Annotated in this window: 14 protein-coding genes; 4 read left to right on the plus strand and 10 right to left on the minus strand. The window is 53.5% G+C overall.

What is annotated here, in order from left to right; genetic code table 11:
* Nucleotides 1–1140: 1140 nt before the first annotated feature.
* Both N7E02_RS19360 and N7E02_RS19365 read left to right on the plus strand, forming a co-directional pair.
* The gene (locus tag N7E02_RS19360; protein WP_286579259.1) at nucleotides 1141–2514 is read left to right on the plus strand and encodes a site-specific DNA-methyltransferase; all 1374 of its coding nucleotides are present in this window, start codon (nucleotides 1141–1143) and stop codon (nucleotides 2512–2514) included.
* Nucleotides 2511–3143 (plus strand): DUF5681 domain-containing protein, encoded by a 633-nt coding sequence (locus tag N7E02_RS19365; protein WP_286579260.1) that lies wholly within the window; start codon nucleotides 2511–2513, stop codon nucleotides 3141–3143. The genes N7E02_RS19360 and N7E02_RS19365 overlap by 4 nt, the downstream gene beginning before the upstream one ends.
* 626 nt (nucleotides 3144–3769) lie before the next feature.
* On the opposite strand, the gene N7E02_RS19370 is transcribed toward N7E02_RS19365, so the two are convergent.
* The 10 genes from N7E02_RS19370 to rfbC all read right to left on the minus strand — a co-directional run bounded on the left by N7E02_RS19370 (nucleotide 3770) and on the right by rfbC (nucleotide 12259).
* Nucleotides 3770–4699: an NAD-dependent epimerase/dehydratase family protein gene (locus N7E02_RS19370; protein ID WP_286579261.1), complete on the minus strand. Its 930-nt coding sequence runs from the start codon at nucleotides 4697–4699 to the stop codon at nucleotides 3770–3772.
* Nucleotides 4700–4815: 116 nt separating this feature from the next.
* Nucleotides 4816–5325, minus strand: coding sequence for a dTDP-4-dehydrorhamnose 3,5-epimerase family protein (locus N7E02_RS19375; protein ID WP_353622827.1), 510 nt, complete (start codon nucleotides 5323–5325; stop codon nucleotides 4816–4818).
* On the minus strand, nucleotides 5277–6530 hold the full coding sequence (locus N7E02_RS19380; protein WP_374730642.1) for a methyltransferase domain-containing protein: 1254 nt from the start codon (nucleotides 6528–6530) through the stop codon (nucleotides 5277–5279). Before N7E02_RS19380 ends, N7E02_RS19375 begins: the two co-directional genes overlap by 49 nt.
* 4 nt (nucleotides 6531–6534) lie before the next feature.
* Nucleotides 6535–7113: a CDP-glucose 4,6-dehydratase gene (locus N7E02_RS29805; protein ID WP_353622828.1), complete on the minus strand. Its 579-nt coding sequence runs from the start codon at nucleotides 7111–7113 to the stop codon at nucleotides 6535–6537.
* Nucleotides 7114–7163: 50 nt separating this feature from the next.
* Complete coding sequence (locus N7E02_RS19385; protein ID WP_286579264.1) at nucleotides 7164–7634, minus strand: NAD-dependent epimerase/dehydratase family protein; 471 nt, start codon at nucleotides 7632–7634, stop codon at nucleotides 7164–7166.
* Nucleotides 7635–7665: 31 nt separating this feature from the next.
* Nucleotides 7666–8436, minus strand: a complete 771-nt coding sequence (gene rfbF / locus N7E02_RS19390; RefSeq protein ID WP_286579265.1) for a glucose-1-phosphate cytidylyltransferase — start codon at nucleotides 8434–8436, stop codon at nucleotides 7666–7668.
* Nucleotides 8437–8724: 288 nt separating this feature from the next.
* Nucleotides 8725–9612, minus strand: a complete 888-nt coding sequence (gene rfbA, locus N7E02_RS19395; RefSeq protein WP_286579266.1) for a glucose-1-phosphate thymidylyltransferase RfbA — start codon at nucleotides 9610–9612, stop codon at nucleotides 8725–8727.
* 11 nt (nucleotides 9613–9623) lie between these two features.
* A complete protein-coding gene (gene rfbD / locus N7E02_RS19400; protein WP_286579267.1) occupies nucleotides 9624–10514 on the minus strand; it encodes a dTDP-4-dehydrorhamnose reductase in 891 nt (296 codons plus the stop codon).
* Nucleotides 10515–10540: 26 nt separating this feature from the next.
* On the minus strand, nucleotides 10541–11602 hold the full coding sequence (rfbB, locus tag N7E02_RS19405; RefSeq protein WP_286579268.1) for a dTDP-glucose 4,6-dehydratase: 1062 nt from the start codon (nucleotides 11600–11602) through the stop codon (nucleotides 10541–10543).
* Nucleotides 11603–11701: 99 nt separating this feature from the next.
* On the minus strand, nucleotides 11702–12259 hold the full coding sequence (gene rfbC / locus N7E02_RS19410) for a dTDP-4-dehydrorhamnose 3,5-epimerase (RefSeq protein ID WP_286579269.1): 558 nt from the start codon (nucleotides 12257–12259) through the stop codon (nucleotides 11702–11704).
* A 215-nt stretch (nucleotides 12260–12474) separates the two neighbouring features.
* On the opposite strand from rfbC, the gene N7E02_RS19415 reads away from it, so the two are divergent.
* Nucleotides 12475–13224 (plus strand): hypothetical protein, encoded by a 750-nt coding sequence (locus N7E02_RS19415; RefSeq protein WP_286579270.1) that lies wholly within the window; start codon nucleotides 12475–12477, stop codon nucleotides 13222–13224.
* Nucleotides 13119–16073 carry a rhamnosyltransferase WsaF family glycosyltransferase gene (locus tag N7E02_RS19420; protein WP_286579271.1) on the plus strand — a complete coding sequence of 985 codons (2955 nt, stop codon included), beginning with the start codon at nucleotides 13119–13121 and terminating at the stop codon, nucleotides 16071–16073. The genes N7E02_RS19415 and N7E02_RS19420 overlap by 106 nt, the downstream gene beginning before the upstream one ends.
* The last annotated feature ends 16 nt before the right edge of the window (nucleotides 16074–16089 follow it).

Raw genomic sequence — 16089 nt, forward strand, 5'->3', positions numbered from 1 at the left:
GCGGACGGTCCACGGCCTCACCGCAGCACAACGCCAGGGGAAGCGGCATGATCCGATTATCGGAGCGTGGATTTCAGAATGCTTGATGACTTATTTTTTTATAAGCGCCTCTCATGGACCAGTTCGGGAAAATTGACTCCGTCTACTGGGAATAAGATATAATTTTCAATACGATAGGAAATAGAAGGCCAATTCCCTCTTGTGGGAACGGTCACTTTCGCGATTTTCCTGTGCGAGATCTTGGGTTTCCAAGGCTGTCTTCAGCAAAAATCGCCGCGCTGGCCCGAGAAAAATTGCCGTTTTACGAAAGTGAATTGTCGTTTCGCGAATCCGAATTGCAGTTACGTGAAATCGGATTGCAGTTACGCGACGTCGCATTGCGATAGTCGAGGCTCGGGCAAACGTCAGTGACGGCTCCCAAGAAACCGCTCGCTTCGCTGTCTTCGATGGAGCCGACATCGCGAAGGTGGTTCTCGCCAAGTCGGCCTTAAGGTCGTATATTCTCCCCGTCGATCAAACGAGGCCTCCGGCGGCCCTCCGTAGGTTGATCGGCTGGGCGTGCTGCCGGTGGCACGCCTTTATCGTTTCTAGTGTAGTGGCGCGCGGGGAGAGGGTGGTTTCCGCGAGCCCGGCCGAGATGGTGCACCTGCAACGATGTCGAAAGCGCTGCCCAATAGCGTGGCTTTGCCGGGGACGCGTAGGTAGCTGCAGGGGAGGGACAACCGTGTTCTATGGAACACCATGAGGTCGCAACGGCCAAGCAACCTCCATGTAACTGTAATAAATGCAATTTTCCTGCCGAATCAGAAGAATCCCGGTGGGTGCTAAGTGTGTTTGGCCATTGACCAAGTCTCACTCCATTAAGCCGCTACCGCGGAGAAGGGGAATATAATTCTCCAAATCGGCCGCTTTTCGGTCGCCCGCGAACCTTTGCGTTTAAAGGGGTAGTAAAGGCCTTTTAAAGGGGACTTAAAGGGGTGTTTAAAGCCCATATTAGCGGGTCCGACATTACCTGAAACACTTTTGCTTTCTGCTCCAGACCGCTTGCGGGAAGCCAGAGTGCCGCGTTAGCTTCAATCCAGCGGCGCCGCACCGAAATTCATTGAATAACGCAACACTATTCCTCTCATGGAGAATGCTATGCATCCACCAGACGAACAGTCGTGCCCGGTCGACAGGCTCGTTCCTTACGCCAACAATGCGCGCACCCATTCGAAGAAGCAGATCAATCAGATTGCCCAGAGCATCAAACGTTTCGGCTTCTGCAATCCCGTCCTTATATCCGAGGAATATACCATCATCGCCGGCCACGGCCGTGTTCAGGCTGCGAAACTGCTTGGTATGCTCGAGGTGCCGGTCCGCAAGCTCTCGCACCTGTCACGTGACGAAGTACGTGCATACATCCTGGCCGACAACAAGCTCGCCGAAAATGCGGGCTGGGACCGCGATGTGCTGGCGATCGAAATGCAGGGGCTCATCGACCTGGATTTCGACATCGAACTACTCGGCTTCTCGACCACGGAAATCGACTTCACCATCGAGGGCGAGAAAAAGCCCGCGTCCGTGGACAGTGCGCTGGACACGATCGAGTCACTGCAGCCCGGGCCTGCTATCACCCGTTCGGGCGACCTTTGGCAACTTGGCTCGCATCGCCTGATCTGCGGGGATGCCCGCTCTCCCGAAGCCGTCTCCCGGCTTTGTGGTGGCGCCGCAGTCGATCTGCTGTTTACCGACCCGCCCTACAATGTTCCGATCGTCGGCCATGTCAGCGGGCTGGGGCGGGTCAAGCACCGAGAGTTCGCGGTGGCCTCTGGCGAAATGGATGAGGCGGCCTTTACCGACTTTCTGCGTGGCTCGCTTGGGACTGCAGCAAGTCAGCTCAGGGATGGGGCAATCGCCTTCGTCTGCATGGACTGGCGGCATATGGGCGAACTGCTGGAGGCAGGGAACGCCGTCTTCGACGAATTCAAGAACCTGTGCGTCTGGAACAAGACCAATGGCGGCATGGGGTCGTTCTACCGCTCCAAGCACGAGCTGATCTTCGTCTTCAAGAGGGGCAGCACGCCCCATGTCAACAATTTCGGGCTCGGCGATACTGGCCGCTATCGCACCAATGTCTGGGACTATCCGGGTATCAGCTCGCTCGGAGCAGCAAGGGACGAAGAGCTTGCCATGCACCCCACAGTCAAGCCGGTGGCCTTGGTCGCCGATGCCATTCGCGATTGCTCCGGGCGCGGAGACACCGTGCTGGACATTTTCGGCGGTTCTGGCTCGACATTGATCGCTGCAGATCAGTGCGGCCGCATGGCCCGGCTGCTCGAACTCGATCCACACTATTGCGACACGATCATCCGCTGTTTCAAGCGTGTGACGGGCGAGGTCGCCCGGCTGGAGGGCAGCGGAGCAACGTTCTCGCGGATCAGTGTGGAACGGTCAGACGAAGGAACTGACGGGAGCGGCTGTGCTGACGCAGCGGTCTCCAAGAGTATGGGCGTCGTGGAAGGAGCTGCATGATGGTAACCAGAAAAGGTAGGTCTTCCAGGCGCGGTGGGGGCGATAGCGGCATCGGCGACGGCAATGGTGACTGGAGGAAGCTCACGCCGTTGCAGCGAGCGTTGCTGAAAGAAGCAGCGCGAGAAATCTCTATCACTTCGAATGACGGCTCCCAGACGATGCGGATGGACGAGGTGGTCACCCGCAAGATGATGCAAATGGCCGCGAATGGTGGGCAACACGCCATCAGCAATGCGATCTATCAGATCAACATGGCGCAACGCCTCAATCAACAAAAGATCGATGAGGAAGTAGCGCTCGGACACAACATCAAGGCTCGACAACGGCATCTTTTGAAGGAGGCCATCAAGCACGGCCGTGACCCCGACAGCGTGCTTCTGCAGATCACGATAGAGCTGATGCGATATCGCGGGATAACGAAACGGGAGCTGCTAAAACTCGCCCACAAGAGATGGGCAGCGCTCGGCCAATCAAAACCAAGAGGCTGGCGTCTGCCTCCAATCGAGGCAGTCCGGTCAACGTTGGATCGGGTTCTTCCGGCGATGGCGGCGCTTTATCCCGACGTCAAAAATGGCAAGCTGTCCGTGGAGGCGATTGCCACCAAGCTAGAGCGGATGATCGGCTCCTAAAACCAGTCCTCTGATCGATTACTTGTCCAAGTCGGCTCTCGGTAGGTCAGCCGGCGATTGTCTGTGATCGACGAAAGATGCGCTGTCCTCGACGCAGTAGAATGAGCAGTTCAGTTTTCAGGTCCACCGTACCGCACATCTACCTCCACGCTTCTTGCTGGGTTCCGCAAGCTAGCTATCTCATCGTACGGTCAAACCGTCAGGATCCTTAAGCGAATTCGGTAAGCTGTACTGCCCGGATTTTTGCTTCGCCGATCACCCAGCTACGCGGGGCGCTGGGCCGGAGATTAACAATCAGACGCGTGCGTGCAGCCGCTAGAGTTACAACTAGGATCAGGAGAGCGGAAAATATGGACTAAGACTAACTCGCTTGCTTCTGTCAAAAACGTTCCGTGACGAACCCCGAGCGGGCCCCAGCATGCCTACCACTAAGCCGTAAGCTAACCGTCCGCATCAAATCCTGATCACGGGAGAAATAGCAACCTCAACAATCTCTGCGCTGCGACGGCCACTATGGCTCAGATAACGAGATCGGCCGCAATTTTGCGTATCGATCCTGCTTCTTCCTGAACAGGCCAATACGGATGCCCAATTGGACAAGCATATTAGCCGCCAAGGCGTTAATACTAGAAGGCTTGATCTTTTGTAGATACATTCTTCCACCATTCATAGGTTCGCAGCAATCCTTCTTCAAATTCAATTTTGGGCTGCCACCCTGTAGTCAGAAGCTTTCTGTTTGAGCCAACGAGCATGTCAGGTTCATTTACTTTATCTTGGCGAGCGCCTGCGCGAATAAGAGCCTCTTTTCCCTCAAATCGTCCCAAGGTCATAGCTATATCAATTAGGCGTCTCGGCTCACCCGAAGAGATATTGCAGGATCCGGTGATGCCAGATTCGAGTAGGGCCAAGAAGCCGCTTGCAACGTCTTCAACGTGCATGAAGTCGCGAAAGAATCGGCCCGATCCCATCGCAGCCTCAGAACCTTGCGCGAGTGATCGGCAAATCGACGGGATAAACCTTGAGGAATTCTCGTGCGGTCCGTAGGCGAAGAAAATTCGGCCACTGGCGGCGCTGAAACCCAACTGATTTGCTGTCGCCATTAACGTTTGATGGTGAATGAGTTTCGCGCTACCGTAAAAAGTACCGGGAAGATCGGGTGTCGTATCCTCGACCATAAATCCGTACGACCAATCGTACTCGGCGCACGTCCCTGCGCAGACAAACCTTTGGCCGCCGATTTCCGCAAAGCGCTTGAAAAATCGCGCTCCGAGTGCCAACCAGTCGAGATTGGCAGGAGACGACCAGTAAGAGCCATGTTCAGTAACCCAAGCCGTGTGTAGCACGTGGGTTGGTTTCGCCTCATCCAGAAGACGCTCTAATCCAGCCGGAGCAAGCAGATCTACGGTGCGCCAGGTTATTGCGCCATGCGCGTCCTCGCCGCCGTCATTCGATCTACCCGATCGCGTTGCCCATACGTCAAAACCCCGCTCGGCTGCCAATTTTGCACAGTGCCTGCCTATAAAACCTGAGGCACCAGTGATCAGGAGACGCTTCATCTGTCCCAACTTTAAATGACTACGGCAGAAGCTCCGGAGTTACTTCCGCCAATTTGGGGAACAGCAAGTCCCGAGCTGATTGCTCCGTCGGCTCTAGGGGCCACGTTATGGCGATATCAGGGTCGTTCCAAAGAACCCCCGCTTAGCTCCGAGTTATAGGGCTGACTGATATGATAGCTCACAATGCAGTCCTCAGTCAGAGTTTGAAATCCGTGAGCAAAGCCCTGGCAAGAATGAAGCTGAAGATTGTTCTCCGCAGTCAAGACCTGACCCAACCATTTACCAAAATTGGGTGATCCCTCTCTGAGATCGACCATGACATCGAAGATCGCCCCCTTTATGCATCTAACGAGTTTGTCCTCTCTTGCCGACCCGCGCTGAAAATGCAGGCCCCGCGTAGTGCCACGTTTTGCGCTAAACGAAATACTGCATTGCGCTGCAACCGGGTTCAGCCCGCGAGCGGAAAATTCCTCTGAACAAAAAGTCCGCGCAAAGAAACCCCGATTGTCTCCGATCCTATCGATCTCAATCAGTGTACAGCCTTGCAGAGCAGTTTCGACGAACTTCATTAGTTTGCCTAGATGATCGTTGCCGAAGGAATGGGAACAATAAATTTCCCTCCCCATTCGCGGATATGTGACATCTGCGCGATCACCTCGTCTTTGATATTCCAAGGCAAGATAAGAACATAATCTGGCTTTACCTCAGCAATGGCTTCAGGTGCCTTGATACTTAGTCGGGTTCCCGGAAGATACATTCCCTGTTTCTGCGGTGAACGATCTACTGTGAACTCAATGAAGTCGCTTCCTATCCCGCAATAGTTCAACAGCGTGTTACCCTTTGCGGGGGCGCCGTAACCTACGATTGTTTTACCATCCCTCTTTAGGGAAATTAGGAGCTCAAGAAGCGAGCGTTTGGTTTCACGAACTTTTTCCCCGAACGACGCGTAGACTTCTGAACGGTCAAGGCCGGCTTTGCGCTCTTCGTCGACTACCGCCGCGACGCTCGGTTCAACTTGCCGTTTTGAGTCGGTTCTGCAGGCGAAAACGCGCAGCGAACCGCCGTGGGTCTTGATTTTCTCCACATCGAAGACGGTTAGCCCGTTGGCAGCAAAAATCCGCTCAACCGCCAGCAGGGAAAGGTAAGAGAAGTGTTCGTGGTAAATGGTATCGAATTGGTTTTCGCTGATTAGTCGCGCCAAGTGCGGAAACTCGAAACAAGCTACGCCGTCCTGTTTAAGTATCTCCCTGAAACCAGATACGAAATCATTGATATCTGGAACATGAGCAAGGACATTGTTCGCGGCAGTAATATCCGCTGTAAAACCCTCTGCAACCAGCGATTTTGCAGCCTCTACGCCAAAAAATTCGATGCGTGTCGGGATGCCTTTTTCGGTGATCGCATAGTCCGCAACTGAACGGCATGGTTCAATGCCGAGAACCCGCAGGCCAGCGTCCTGAAAATACTGTAGAAGATAGCCGTCGTTGCTGGCGACTTCCACGACGGTACTGTCAGAACCTAGACCGAAGCGCGAAATTGAGAGATCTGAAAACTGCTTTGCATGTGCCAGCCAGCTCGTTGAGACTGATGAGAAGTAAGCGTAATCTTCTCTGAAAAGATCGTCTGCACGTCGAAAGTCCTCGAGCTGAACCAGATGGCACTCATCGCACTTAAACGCTTTCAGCGGATAAAAACGCTCGCCATCGAAGCGTGTCGCTTCGGTCAAATAGTCGTTGGACACGGGCGTTGCCCCGAGATCGGCAAAAATTGTAGCGAGAGGTGAACCGCAATGACGGCATGAAGTCTGTCTGGTCGAAATGGAAGCGGTCACAGCGTTACCTCAGATATTGATTCGTATAGGCGTCAACTTGCCTATTGATTAAAGAGCTGGCGGCCGAGCGGTTATTGCAGTAGTCGGCATACCAATTCATCGTCCAAGCAATTGTGTCGTCGAAGGAGAGGTGCGGTCGCCAGCCAAGCAAAGCTTGAGCCTTTGAGGAATCTACTCGCAGATACGTCGCTTCGTGAAGCTCCGCTGGTCCAAATTCGACAGGATAAGAGGGATTGCCCCAAGCTTTGAGCGCGGCTTTTGTCAACTCTCTTACAGGCATCTCGTTTGTCCTGTCGGGGCCGAAATTGTAAGATCCAATAAAGTCTCTTGGACTCATTGCTTGCGTAGTTGAACCGTTAAGCAGCCTAGAGCCTAGAGTGAGATAGCCACAGCAAAGCTCAAGTACGTGCTGCCACGGACGCGTCGCGTCCGGCCTGCGAAGAACCAATGGGACATTGGTGCGAAGCGCTCGAACAATATCCGGCACGATCCGATCTGCCGACCAATCGCCGCCTCCAACGACATTCCCGCCACGAGCCGTCGCAACTCTTAAACGGTCGCCTTCGCTCCGAAGAACGGTCATGTATGGACGGGCTACCAGTTCTGCGGCACCTTTGCTGGCGCTGTAGGGGTCTAGCCCCCAAGGCTGTCATTCTCTCGATAGGCCCACATCCACTCGCGATTGTCGTAGACCTTATCACTTGTTACGAAAACGACTGCTTCCACTGATGACGTTTCGCGAGAAGCTTCAAGCACATTCGCGGCACCCATGACGTTGGTGCCAAAGGTGAATAATGGCTCACGATAGCCGCGGTGCACGAGCGCTTGCGCTGCCAAGTGGAAGACGATGCTAGGGCGAACCTCTTCCATCAGGGTGCGAACGCCCTCAGCGTCACGAATGTCGAGCCAACGACTATCACATAGGTCTTCGATCCCCGCCGTGACGAAAAGTGAATCTTCGCCTTGCTCTGGAGGAAGACTAATGGCGACGACATTTGCACCCAATTTGTGCAACCATGTTGTCAGCCACGCTCCCTTGAACCCGGAATGGCCTGTAACGAGAACGGTCTTTCCGCGATAAGTGTTGAGGAAATCCTGGGTCATTCGCCGGTCAATCTCGCCATGCTCATCTCTTTCATTCCCAGATCCGCCAAGGTGCTTTTCCGACCCGCCACATTTCTTCTAGCTGCTGCTTGTCACGAAGAGTGTCCATCGGCTGCCAGAAACCTTCATGTCGAAACCCTACCAACCGGTCGGAAGCTGCGAGATTTTCCATCGGCCCCTTCTCCCATACCGTATCGTCGCCCTCAATAAGGTCGAAAACCTTCGGGGAGAGCACGAAGAAGCCGGCATTGATCCACCCGGCTTCACCGTCGGGCTTTTCTTTAAAACTACGAACGGAATCGCCGTCAAGATTTGCCGCACCGAACCGGCCAGGTGGCCTTACCAGTGTCACTGTAGCGTCCCGTCCGTGCTTCTCATGAAATTCTATTTCACGGCGGATATCGATGTTGCTGACTCCGTCGCCATAGGTCATGCAGAATGTCTCGTCGCCAATATATTCCCGAATCCGGCCGATGCGGCCGCCAGTCATTGACAGTTCACCTGTATCAACCAGCGTGACTTTCCAAGGTTCGGCTCTTTTCTGGTGGATTGTCGTACTTTGGCTCGACAGATCAATTGTTACATCCGCCATATGGAGCAGATAATTCATAAAGTATTCTTTGATGATGTACCCCTTGTAACCCAGGCACACGACGAATTCGTTGATGCCGAAGTGAGAGTATATCTTCATTATGTGCCATAATATTGGGCGGCCGCCGATCTCAACCATCGGCTTGGGACGCAAGCTTGTTTCTTCTGCCAATCGTGTGCCCAATCCACCCGCCAGTATTACGGCCTTCATAAATCTCGCTCCATTACTCGGTTGCAACTAGCATTTTGAATCTGAGCTTCTCTGATAGGAAAAACTTAGTCCGATCCTTATCGGCAAGGCGTTTGATAGTGCGCAAAAAAACGCGGGAAGCAAAATGCCATTTTCGCTGCGTAGCTTGTCCTTCAAGCACATGCTCAAACCTACAGCAACCTCTTAAGTGGAAATTCCCGTCCTCGCTGGATCGACCCCAAAAGAGATCAACTGGCGCGGTTCTAAGGAGGTCGATGTTCGCATGACGCCGCATTTTGTGTCTCGCGGTCAACCAGCCCTCGTAGGACCCTCGGCGAGAACTTTTTCGCGCAGGTAGTGACCATAAGCGCTCTTTCCATACCCCTCGGCCAGCCGATTGAGCTCGCTGCTATCAATGAAACCTTTGTAAAAAGCGATCTCTTCGGGGCAAGAGATCTTGAAGCCTTGGCGCCTCTCAAGTGTCGCGACGAATTCTGAGGCTTCTAAAAGGCTGTCCGGGGTTCCGGTATCGAACCATGCGTAGCCGCGTCCCATTTGCTCTACGTGTAGATCACCGCGTTCCAAATACGCGCGGTTCACGTCAGTAATCTCCAGTTCGCCACGCGGAGACGGCTTTAAATCGGCAGCAATGCCGACTACATCCTTGTCATAAAAATAAAGCCCTGTGACGGCCCAACTGGAGCGTGGCTTAGTCGGCTTCTCCTCGATCGAAATTGCTCGCCGACGCTCGTTAAATTCGACGACGCCGTACCGCTCTGGATCCTTGACGTGATAGGCGAAAACGGTAGCTCCAGCCGGACGTTCCATGGCGTTCACAAATAGATCGGTGATGCCGTGGCCGTAGAAAATATTATCTCCGAGGATCAAGCAGGACGAACTATCACCTATAAAATCGGCACCGATTATGTAAGCCTGAGCGAGACCGTCTGGCGACGGCTGAACCGCATAATTGAGGCTTATCCCCCATTGCGAGCCGTCGCCGAGAAGACGCTCGAACATTGGCATGTCGGCTGGCGTTGAAATGATAAGGATCTCGCGGATACCAGCCAGCATAAGCGTTGATAGCGGATAGAAGATCATCGGCTTGTCATAGATGGGCATCAACTGCTTGGAGACAACTCTGGTCATCGGATGAAGACGGGTGCCGCTGCCGCCTGCGAGGATAATGCCCTTCATGCGTATTTTCCCTAGTGATTGAAGTCGAGAAGTTGCTCGACTATGTGGGCCGTGGACTGTTTCCAGTCAGGAAGTTTGACGCCGTGCCGTGCAGCAAGAAGGCTGCAGTCAAGGCGGGAATTAGCTGGGCGCCGAGCCGGCGTCGGGTAAGCGCTCGCTGGAATGCGATTGACCTCCGCCGTGGGGCCATTCCAGATTTTCGATTGTGAGAAAATTTCAACCGCAAAATCCGCCCAACTCGCGGCGCCTGTTCCGGTCATATGAAAGGTACCGCGGAGGGCCGGATCGTCCTTCGCCAAAAGATTGGCGGCAATGGCGAGAACTGCATCGGCGATGTCAAAGGCCGAAGTCGGGTTCCCAACCTGATCGTCAACAACGTTCAAGCTATCGCGGTTCTCGGCCACGCGCAGCATTGTCTTTAAGAAGTTTTTTCCGAACGGACTGTAAACCCACGCTGTCCGCAATATGACATGGTTTGGTGTGGCGATAGCAACGGCCTGTTCGCCGGCCAACTTTGAACGCCCATAGGCGCCGATCGGCGCCACCGGGTCACTTTCCACGTAAGGCGATGGTTTGCTGCCATCGAAGACATAATCCGTTGAGAGGTGAATGACGGGCACGCCAAGCATCGCGGCTGTTTCAGCAACCTTGCCTGCTGCCACGCCATTGACGATCATTGCCGGATCCTCATCACTTTCAGCTTGATCCACGGCAGTGTAGGCAGCAGCCGAAACGATGACGTCCGGTCGCGAGTCACGCAATGCGGCTTCAATTGTCTCGGGGGCAGACAGGTCGAGTGCTGGGCGACCGAGTGAGATAACCTCGAAGCGGTCGTTATGTTCACCGCGTTTAAGCAGCGAAAGCACAACCTGTCCTTCTCTGCCAGTTACCACCATGCGCATACGGCCAGTGCTCCTATTCTCGGTCGTCATGCAGAAGTCTTTTCTGCAAGCAAACCGAGGCGTGAACCGGAGTACCCCTGTCTCAATGGTGCCCACCACCATTCGTTCTCAAGATACCAGCGAACCGTTTTTTCTATGCCGGTGTTGAAATTTTCCTGAGCTTTCCAGCCGAGCTCTGTCTCAAGTTTGGTCGCGTCAATCGCGTAACGGGCATCATGGCCGGGGCGATCCGTAACATAGGTAATTAGCCGCGAATGCGGGGCGAACTGCGGTCGCAGTCGATCCATCAACTCACAGATCGCAGTAACCACATCAATGTTGCGGCGCTCATTGCGGCCGCCAACATTGTAAGTCTCGCCGATCCTGCCCCGCTCAGCGATTATGTCGAGTGCGCGTGCGTGATCTTCTACATAAAGCCAGTCACGAATATTCGCACCACTGCCGTAAACTGGGAGCGGCTTGCCCTCCAAGGCGTTCAAAATGATTAGCGGGATGAGCTTTTCGGGGAAATGATGAGGCCCGTAATTATTAGAGCAATTCGACACTACAATTGGCATCCCGTATGTGCGGGCCCATGCCTTAGCTAGGTGATCGGAAGCCGCCTTGGATGCAGAGTAGGGCGAGCTAGGATCGTACGGCGTCTCTTCCGTAAACAAGCCCGTATCGCCGAGCGAGCCGTAGACCTCGTCGGTCGAGACATGCAGGAAGCGGAATGCTTCTTTCTCAGGCGCTTCCAGTCTCGACCAATACTGGCGCGCACACTCCAGCATGTTAAACGTTCCGATCACGTTTGTGTCGACGAATTCTTTGGCTCCGGTGATCGAACGGTCGACATGGCTCTCGGCTGCCAGATGCATGATCCTGTTTGGGCGAAAGTCTTCAAGCGCTTGAGTGATCGTCGCTCTGTCGCAGATATCGGCTTTTAGAAATCGATATCCGGGACGATTGCCCACCACGTTTAAAGAAGTTTCCGTCCCCGCATAGGTTAGCTTGTCAACGTTCAGCACCTCGTAGCCTTTGTCGAGCACGAGGTGGCGAACTGTCGCCGATCCAATGAAACCAGCCCCACCTGTAATTAGTACGCGCATCTAGACGCCTCCATTCATTCTCGCTAAGTGCGCCGCCGGGAAGATCAGCATGGCGGATCTACCGTTTGACCTTTCAAAGCAGCTGCCCAAGTGAAGGTCTCAATAGCTGAAAACGCTTCCCAAATCTGCGAGCCTCGGCTGCTGCTTATCTTTCTCAGAAAGAACTGCCATCTCCGGCTCAACTGGCCACTCGATGGCGAGGGCCGGATCATTCCATAGCAGGCCACGGTCATTTTCAGCGCTGTAGTAGTTCGTCACCTTGTAGCTGATCTCGGTAGAGGGCGCGAGAGTACAGAAACCATGCGCGAAACCCGGTGGTACCCACAATTGCTTACCGTTATCGGGAGTGAGTTCGACTGCGACATGCTTTCCGTAGGTCGGCGAACCCAATCGAATGTCAACGGCTACGTCCAGCAACGAGCCAGCCGCGCATGACACCAACTTGCCTTGTGCCATCGGGTCGATTTGAAAGTGCAATCCCCGCACGGTGCCGACCTCCAGGGATAAAGAGCGATTGTCTTGGACGAACTGGAAAGGCCCTGCTTCGGATTCGAAAAGACTGGCGCGGAAGGTCTCCATAAAATACCCGCGACTGTCGCCAAACTTCGTCGGCGTGATCAAAATAACGTCGGGGATATACAATCTCTCAAAAATCATGGGAGCCCGCCTTTTGGAACCATAGGCGTCTGCCTAACGGCTACCTTATCAACTGTAAAGTGCTCGCTCTTCCAGAGCATCGACGCAATGTTGGTCGATGTCGAGAATGGTGCGGCAATCGAAATTGTAAGATTTAGCGCGGTTTGTCAGCAAGCCTGCCGTGGAAGAACTGCGCTTGTTCACGCAACTATCCCACCGCTTCAGGGACACAGTGTTTGAAGAAGGAGGAGGTCAAGGGTATTTGCAGGGTCAGCGCAGCCATCTTCCAGCTTGCTCCTTCAAGCTCGCGATTCTGCCACTTCGATTTTCTCAAACACCATGTTTGGCCGGATAGACGCTTGCGACCGCGTATCAAGGCCCATATAAATTTGCGCTCCTCGAGAATGCAGGCAATAACTATGCTCAATCGCTCCATCCATTTCCGCGCTCAGAAAACAATTAAAGACTTGGTCAGCCTAATTGCAAAGCCGAACAGAAAGGCCTCGCGCGCTAGTTCTACTGTCTACAAAGCCATCGTGCGAAGCAGAGAATTCGATTCCGAATTCTACAGGAATAACTATCCTGATGTAGCGTCCAGCAACCAAGACCCGATTGCACATTATATCGCGTATGGCGCATCGGAACTTCGAAATCCTAGTGCGAATTTTGATACCGGCTTTTATCTCGACGCGCATCCGGACGTCGCAAAGTCCGGCATCAATCCGCTCTATCACTATATTGTTCATGGAAAGGCAGAATCACGTGCAGTCGCACCGGCTGGCTTTGGTTCACTAAAAGAAGCGGTCTATTTGACGACTCGTTCTATCTTTCATCCTATCCAGATATTGAGAAAGCTGGCGTTGATCCGTTCGCCCACTACATGGCCTCTGGTTATGAGGAAGGGCGTAATCCAAATCGTTTCTTTTCCTCGAGCTGGTATGCGACTTTTAATAAGGACTTGGTCTCACCAGATACCAATCCACTGACGCACTATCATGAGATCGGATGGAAAGAGGGGCGAGACCCGCACCCCAATTTCAGTGTGTCTGAGTATCTTTCTGCCTATCCTGATGTGGCGCAAGCGGAGATCGATCCGCTGCAGCACTACTTACTAGACGGCCAGTGGGAAGGGCGCCAAACCTTTGCTAGCTCCTCCGCTCCCGCAACATCCGAACTTTATCGCGCGTCATCGGAGATATTGGGGTCTGCCGTGAGCAGATTGCGCGAAGATGGCTTGAGCGCTTTAGACAAACGGATGGGCTTCCTCCCACTCAACGTCGTTGTCGACCCGGTGTGCAGACGCGATCCTGCGCTCCTAGTTCTGCTGCCAGGGCTTAATCGGAGATATGCCACGGGAGGACCCAATACCGCCTATATTCTGGGTTGCCTCGTAGCTGCCGAAGGCATCCCTGTGAAGTTTGTGTCAGTAGATGCCGCGCCGGACCGTGACCTCGGGCCATTGAAAGAGCATCTTTTCAAACTCACAGGTCTCAATACCGATGACTTGGGTATAGAGTTCTTGGACGCCCATTCCCGCGATGTGCCTTTTGTTCTTAATCACGATGATATTTTCTTGGCTACGGCCTGGTGGACGGCTCAGCCGGCAAAAGCTGCGACGGCGCTTCTGCGAACCAATCGCTTTGCATACTTGATCCAAGATTACGAGAGCATGTTTTACGGTCTATCTGTTCTTCATGCTTTTGCGGAAGAAACTTATAGTTATGATCATATTCCGATAATTAACACTAAACTGCTTCGAGATCATCTTGTAGAGCAGAAAGTGGGGCAATTTTCGAACAGCGACTTCGCAAGTAAGGCGCTGTGCTTCGATCCAGCTGTCGACAGCGACCATTTTTACCCGTCTGCCGAATTGGTCAAATCCACACGGCGATTACTCTTTTACACAAGGCCGACCATGGCCGAGAGGAATTTGTTCTGGTTGGGCGTCGCTTCCCTCAAGGCCGCCGTCACAGCGGGGGCATTCGGTGACTCTGGCTGGGAGTTCATCGGCATGGGCGAGCATTTTGACCCCATACCGCTTGGTAGAGGCTTTGTCCTCAAGCCTGCCGAATGGATGGATTTCGCGGGTTACGCGAAAATGATGCGCGAGTCGGATTTGCTTCTTTCTCTGATGCTATCTCCGCATCCCAGCTATCCGCCTCTAGAGTTTGCTGCCTGTGGTGGCGTGGTTGTAACGACGACATACGGCAGTAAGACCGCCGAGCGACTTGCGGAAATTTCTCCTAATATTATCGCGGTACCGGCTACCTTGGATGCACTTGTCCCTGCAATTGTGAAAGGGATCATGCAGAAGGACGGCCAATTGGTTTCACCTGGGATCGTCCCTCTACCAAAGAACTGGGTAGATAGCCTTTCAGATGTGATTCCAGGCCTAATCCAAGAGCTCGAAAAGGAGGGGCTTGTTCGGAAAAGGAACGTTGGCACGATCCATGCCCGGCCTATCGAGCCCCGCATTGCTCGACCGTTAACTTATTCAGCTATTACAAGCTTATCCCTCGACCGAAAGCTCCGATATTCGATATCTGACGACGCTCCGACTGTCTCACCTATCATGTCACTGTCGGATGCTGCGGAATTGAGCAATACGCTCCCGTCTATCGTGAACCAGATTGCGCTGACGGAAAACTTGATAATTCTGGCACCCGAAAAAGTTCACAATGAACTGAAAGCCTATCTGGGCGAGTTCGCACAAAAGTATCGCGTAGAAATCTTGACCGATGATGTTTCGCTTCAGGATATTGCGATCAGGGCAACCGGTGACTATTTGCTTTTCGTCAAGCCGAACGGCGCTGTCTCTTACGATGCCTTTGGTGTCATCCGTGCGTTCGCTGAACAAATGAACCACCCGTCGATGATAGTTGCTGACGACTATGATCTGACGGTTGCTGCGGCTTCTATGGATCCGTTGATACAAACGGGCTGGGACCCAGTCCTGAGCGCTTTTGGCAGATGCGTGCCGGGGCTGGTGGCGGTCGGTCGAGAGTTGATCAACGCAACGCAGCACCATGCTTCCTCGAAATGGCCTGACATTTTATGGGACAACCATAATCACGTTAACGCTGTTCATTTGCCGGAACAGTTATGGTTCAGAAGCCGGTACGTCGAGAGCGGACAACAGAAATTGGATATGGTTGGGATGACAACCCGAGCCAGTTCCATTGTTCTCGACGAGGAAATTGACCGGGCATCCTTGTTGAACATTATCTCCGATGGTGATGTTGACGATCTGATAGCGATTAAGACAAAGACAGCCGTGCTAGGGTCTTCTTCTGACATCTTGGTCGAAAAGATCATCGACGCATTTCCGGATACAGTAATGGTCGGTGTCGAGATATCTGGTGTTAAGGACGGCCTGGGCGGTGGGGTATCGTTCGGCTTCGGGGGAATGTATGGGAACCCGCATAGAGAGGATTCCACTCATATCTCCTTGCCTTACTCCGTTAATGCGGTTTCGGCACGCTTGGCGTGGGTGACCCGAGGCCATTTGGTCGAGACGCTCAAAGAAATGCCGAGGCACTTTGGCATCGACGCTTTGGGGCTGTGGCTGGGATTGAAGGCTGGTGAAATTGGCGTCCGTGTCGTCAATTCGTCGCTTCTAGGCGCAGAAACTTCCCGTAAATCTGGGCTGACTAGTTCCGATCGAAATATTATCGCCGACTACCTGAAGAGAAGAGACGTCCCGGTTCGAGGCTATGCCGCCAACCTGAACATGAGCGGTAGGCACATTTTTGAAATCGCCCATAGCGGTAAAGTTGGTTTTGCTGATGTTCCCTATTCTGATTTCGAGATCTGTGCAGCCAGATGCAAACTGTGAGGGTGCCCCAAGCCTC

Source organism: Terrirhizobium terrae (assembly GCF_030323265.1).
Taxonomy (GTDB): domain Bacteria; phylum Pseudomonadota; class Alphaproteobacteria; order Rhizobiales; family Rhizobiaceae; genus Neorhizobium.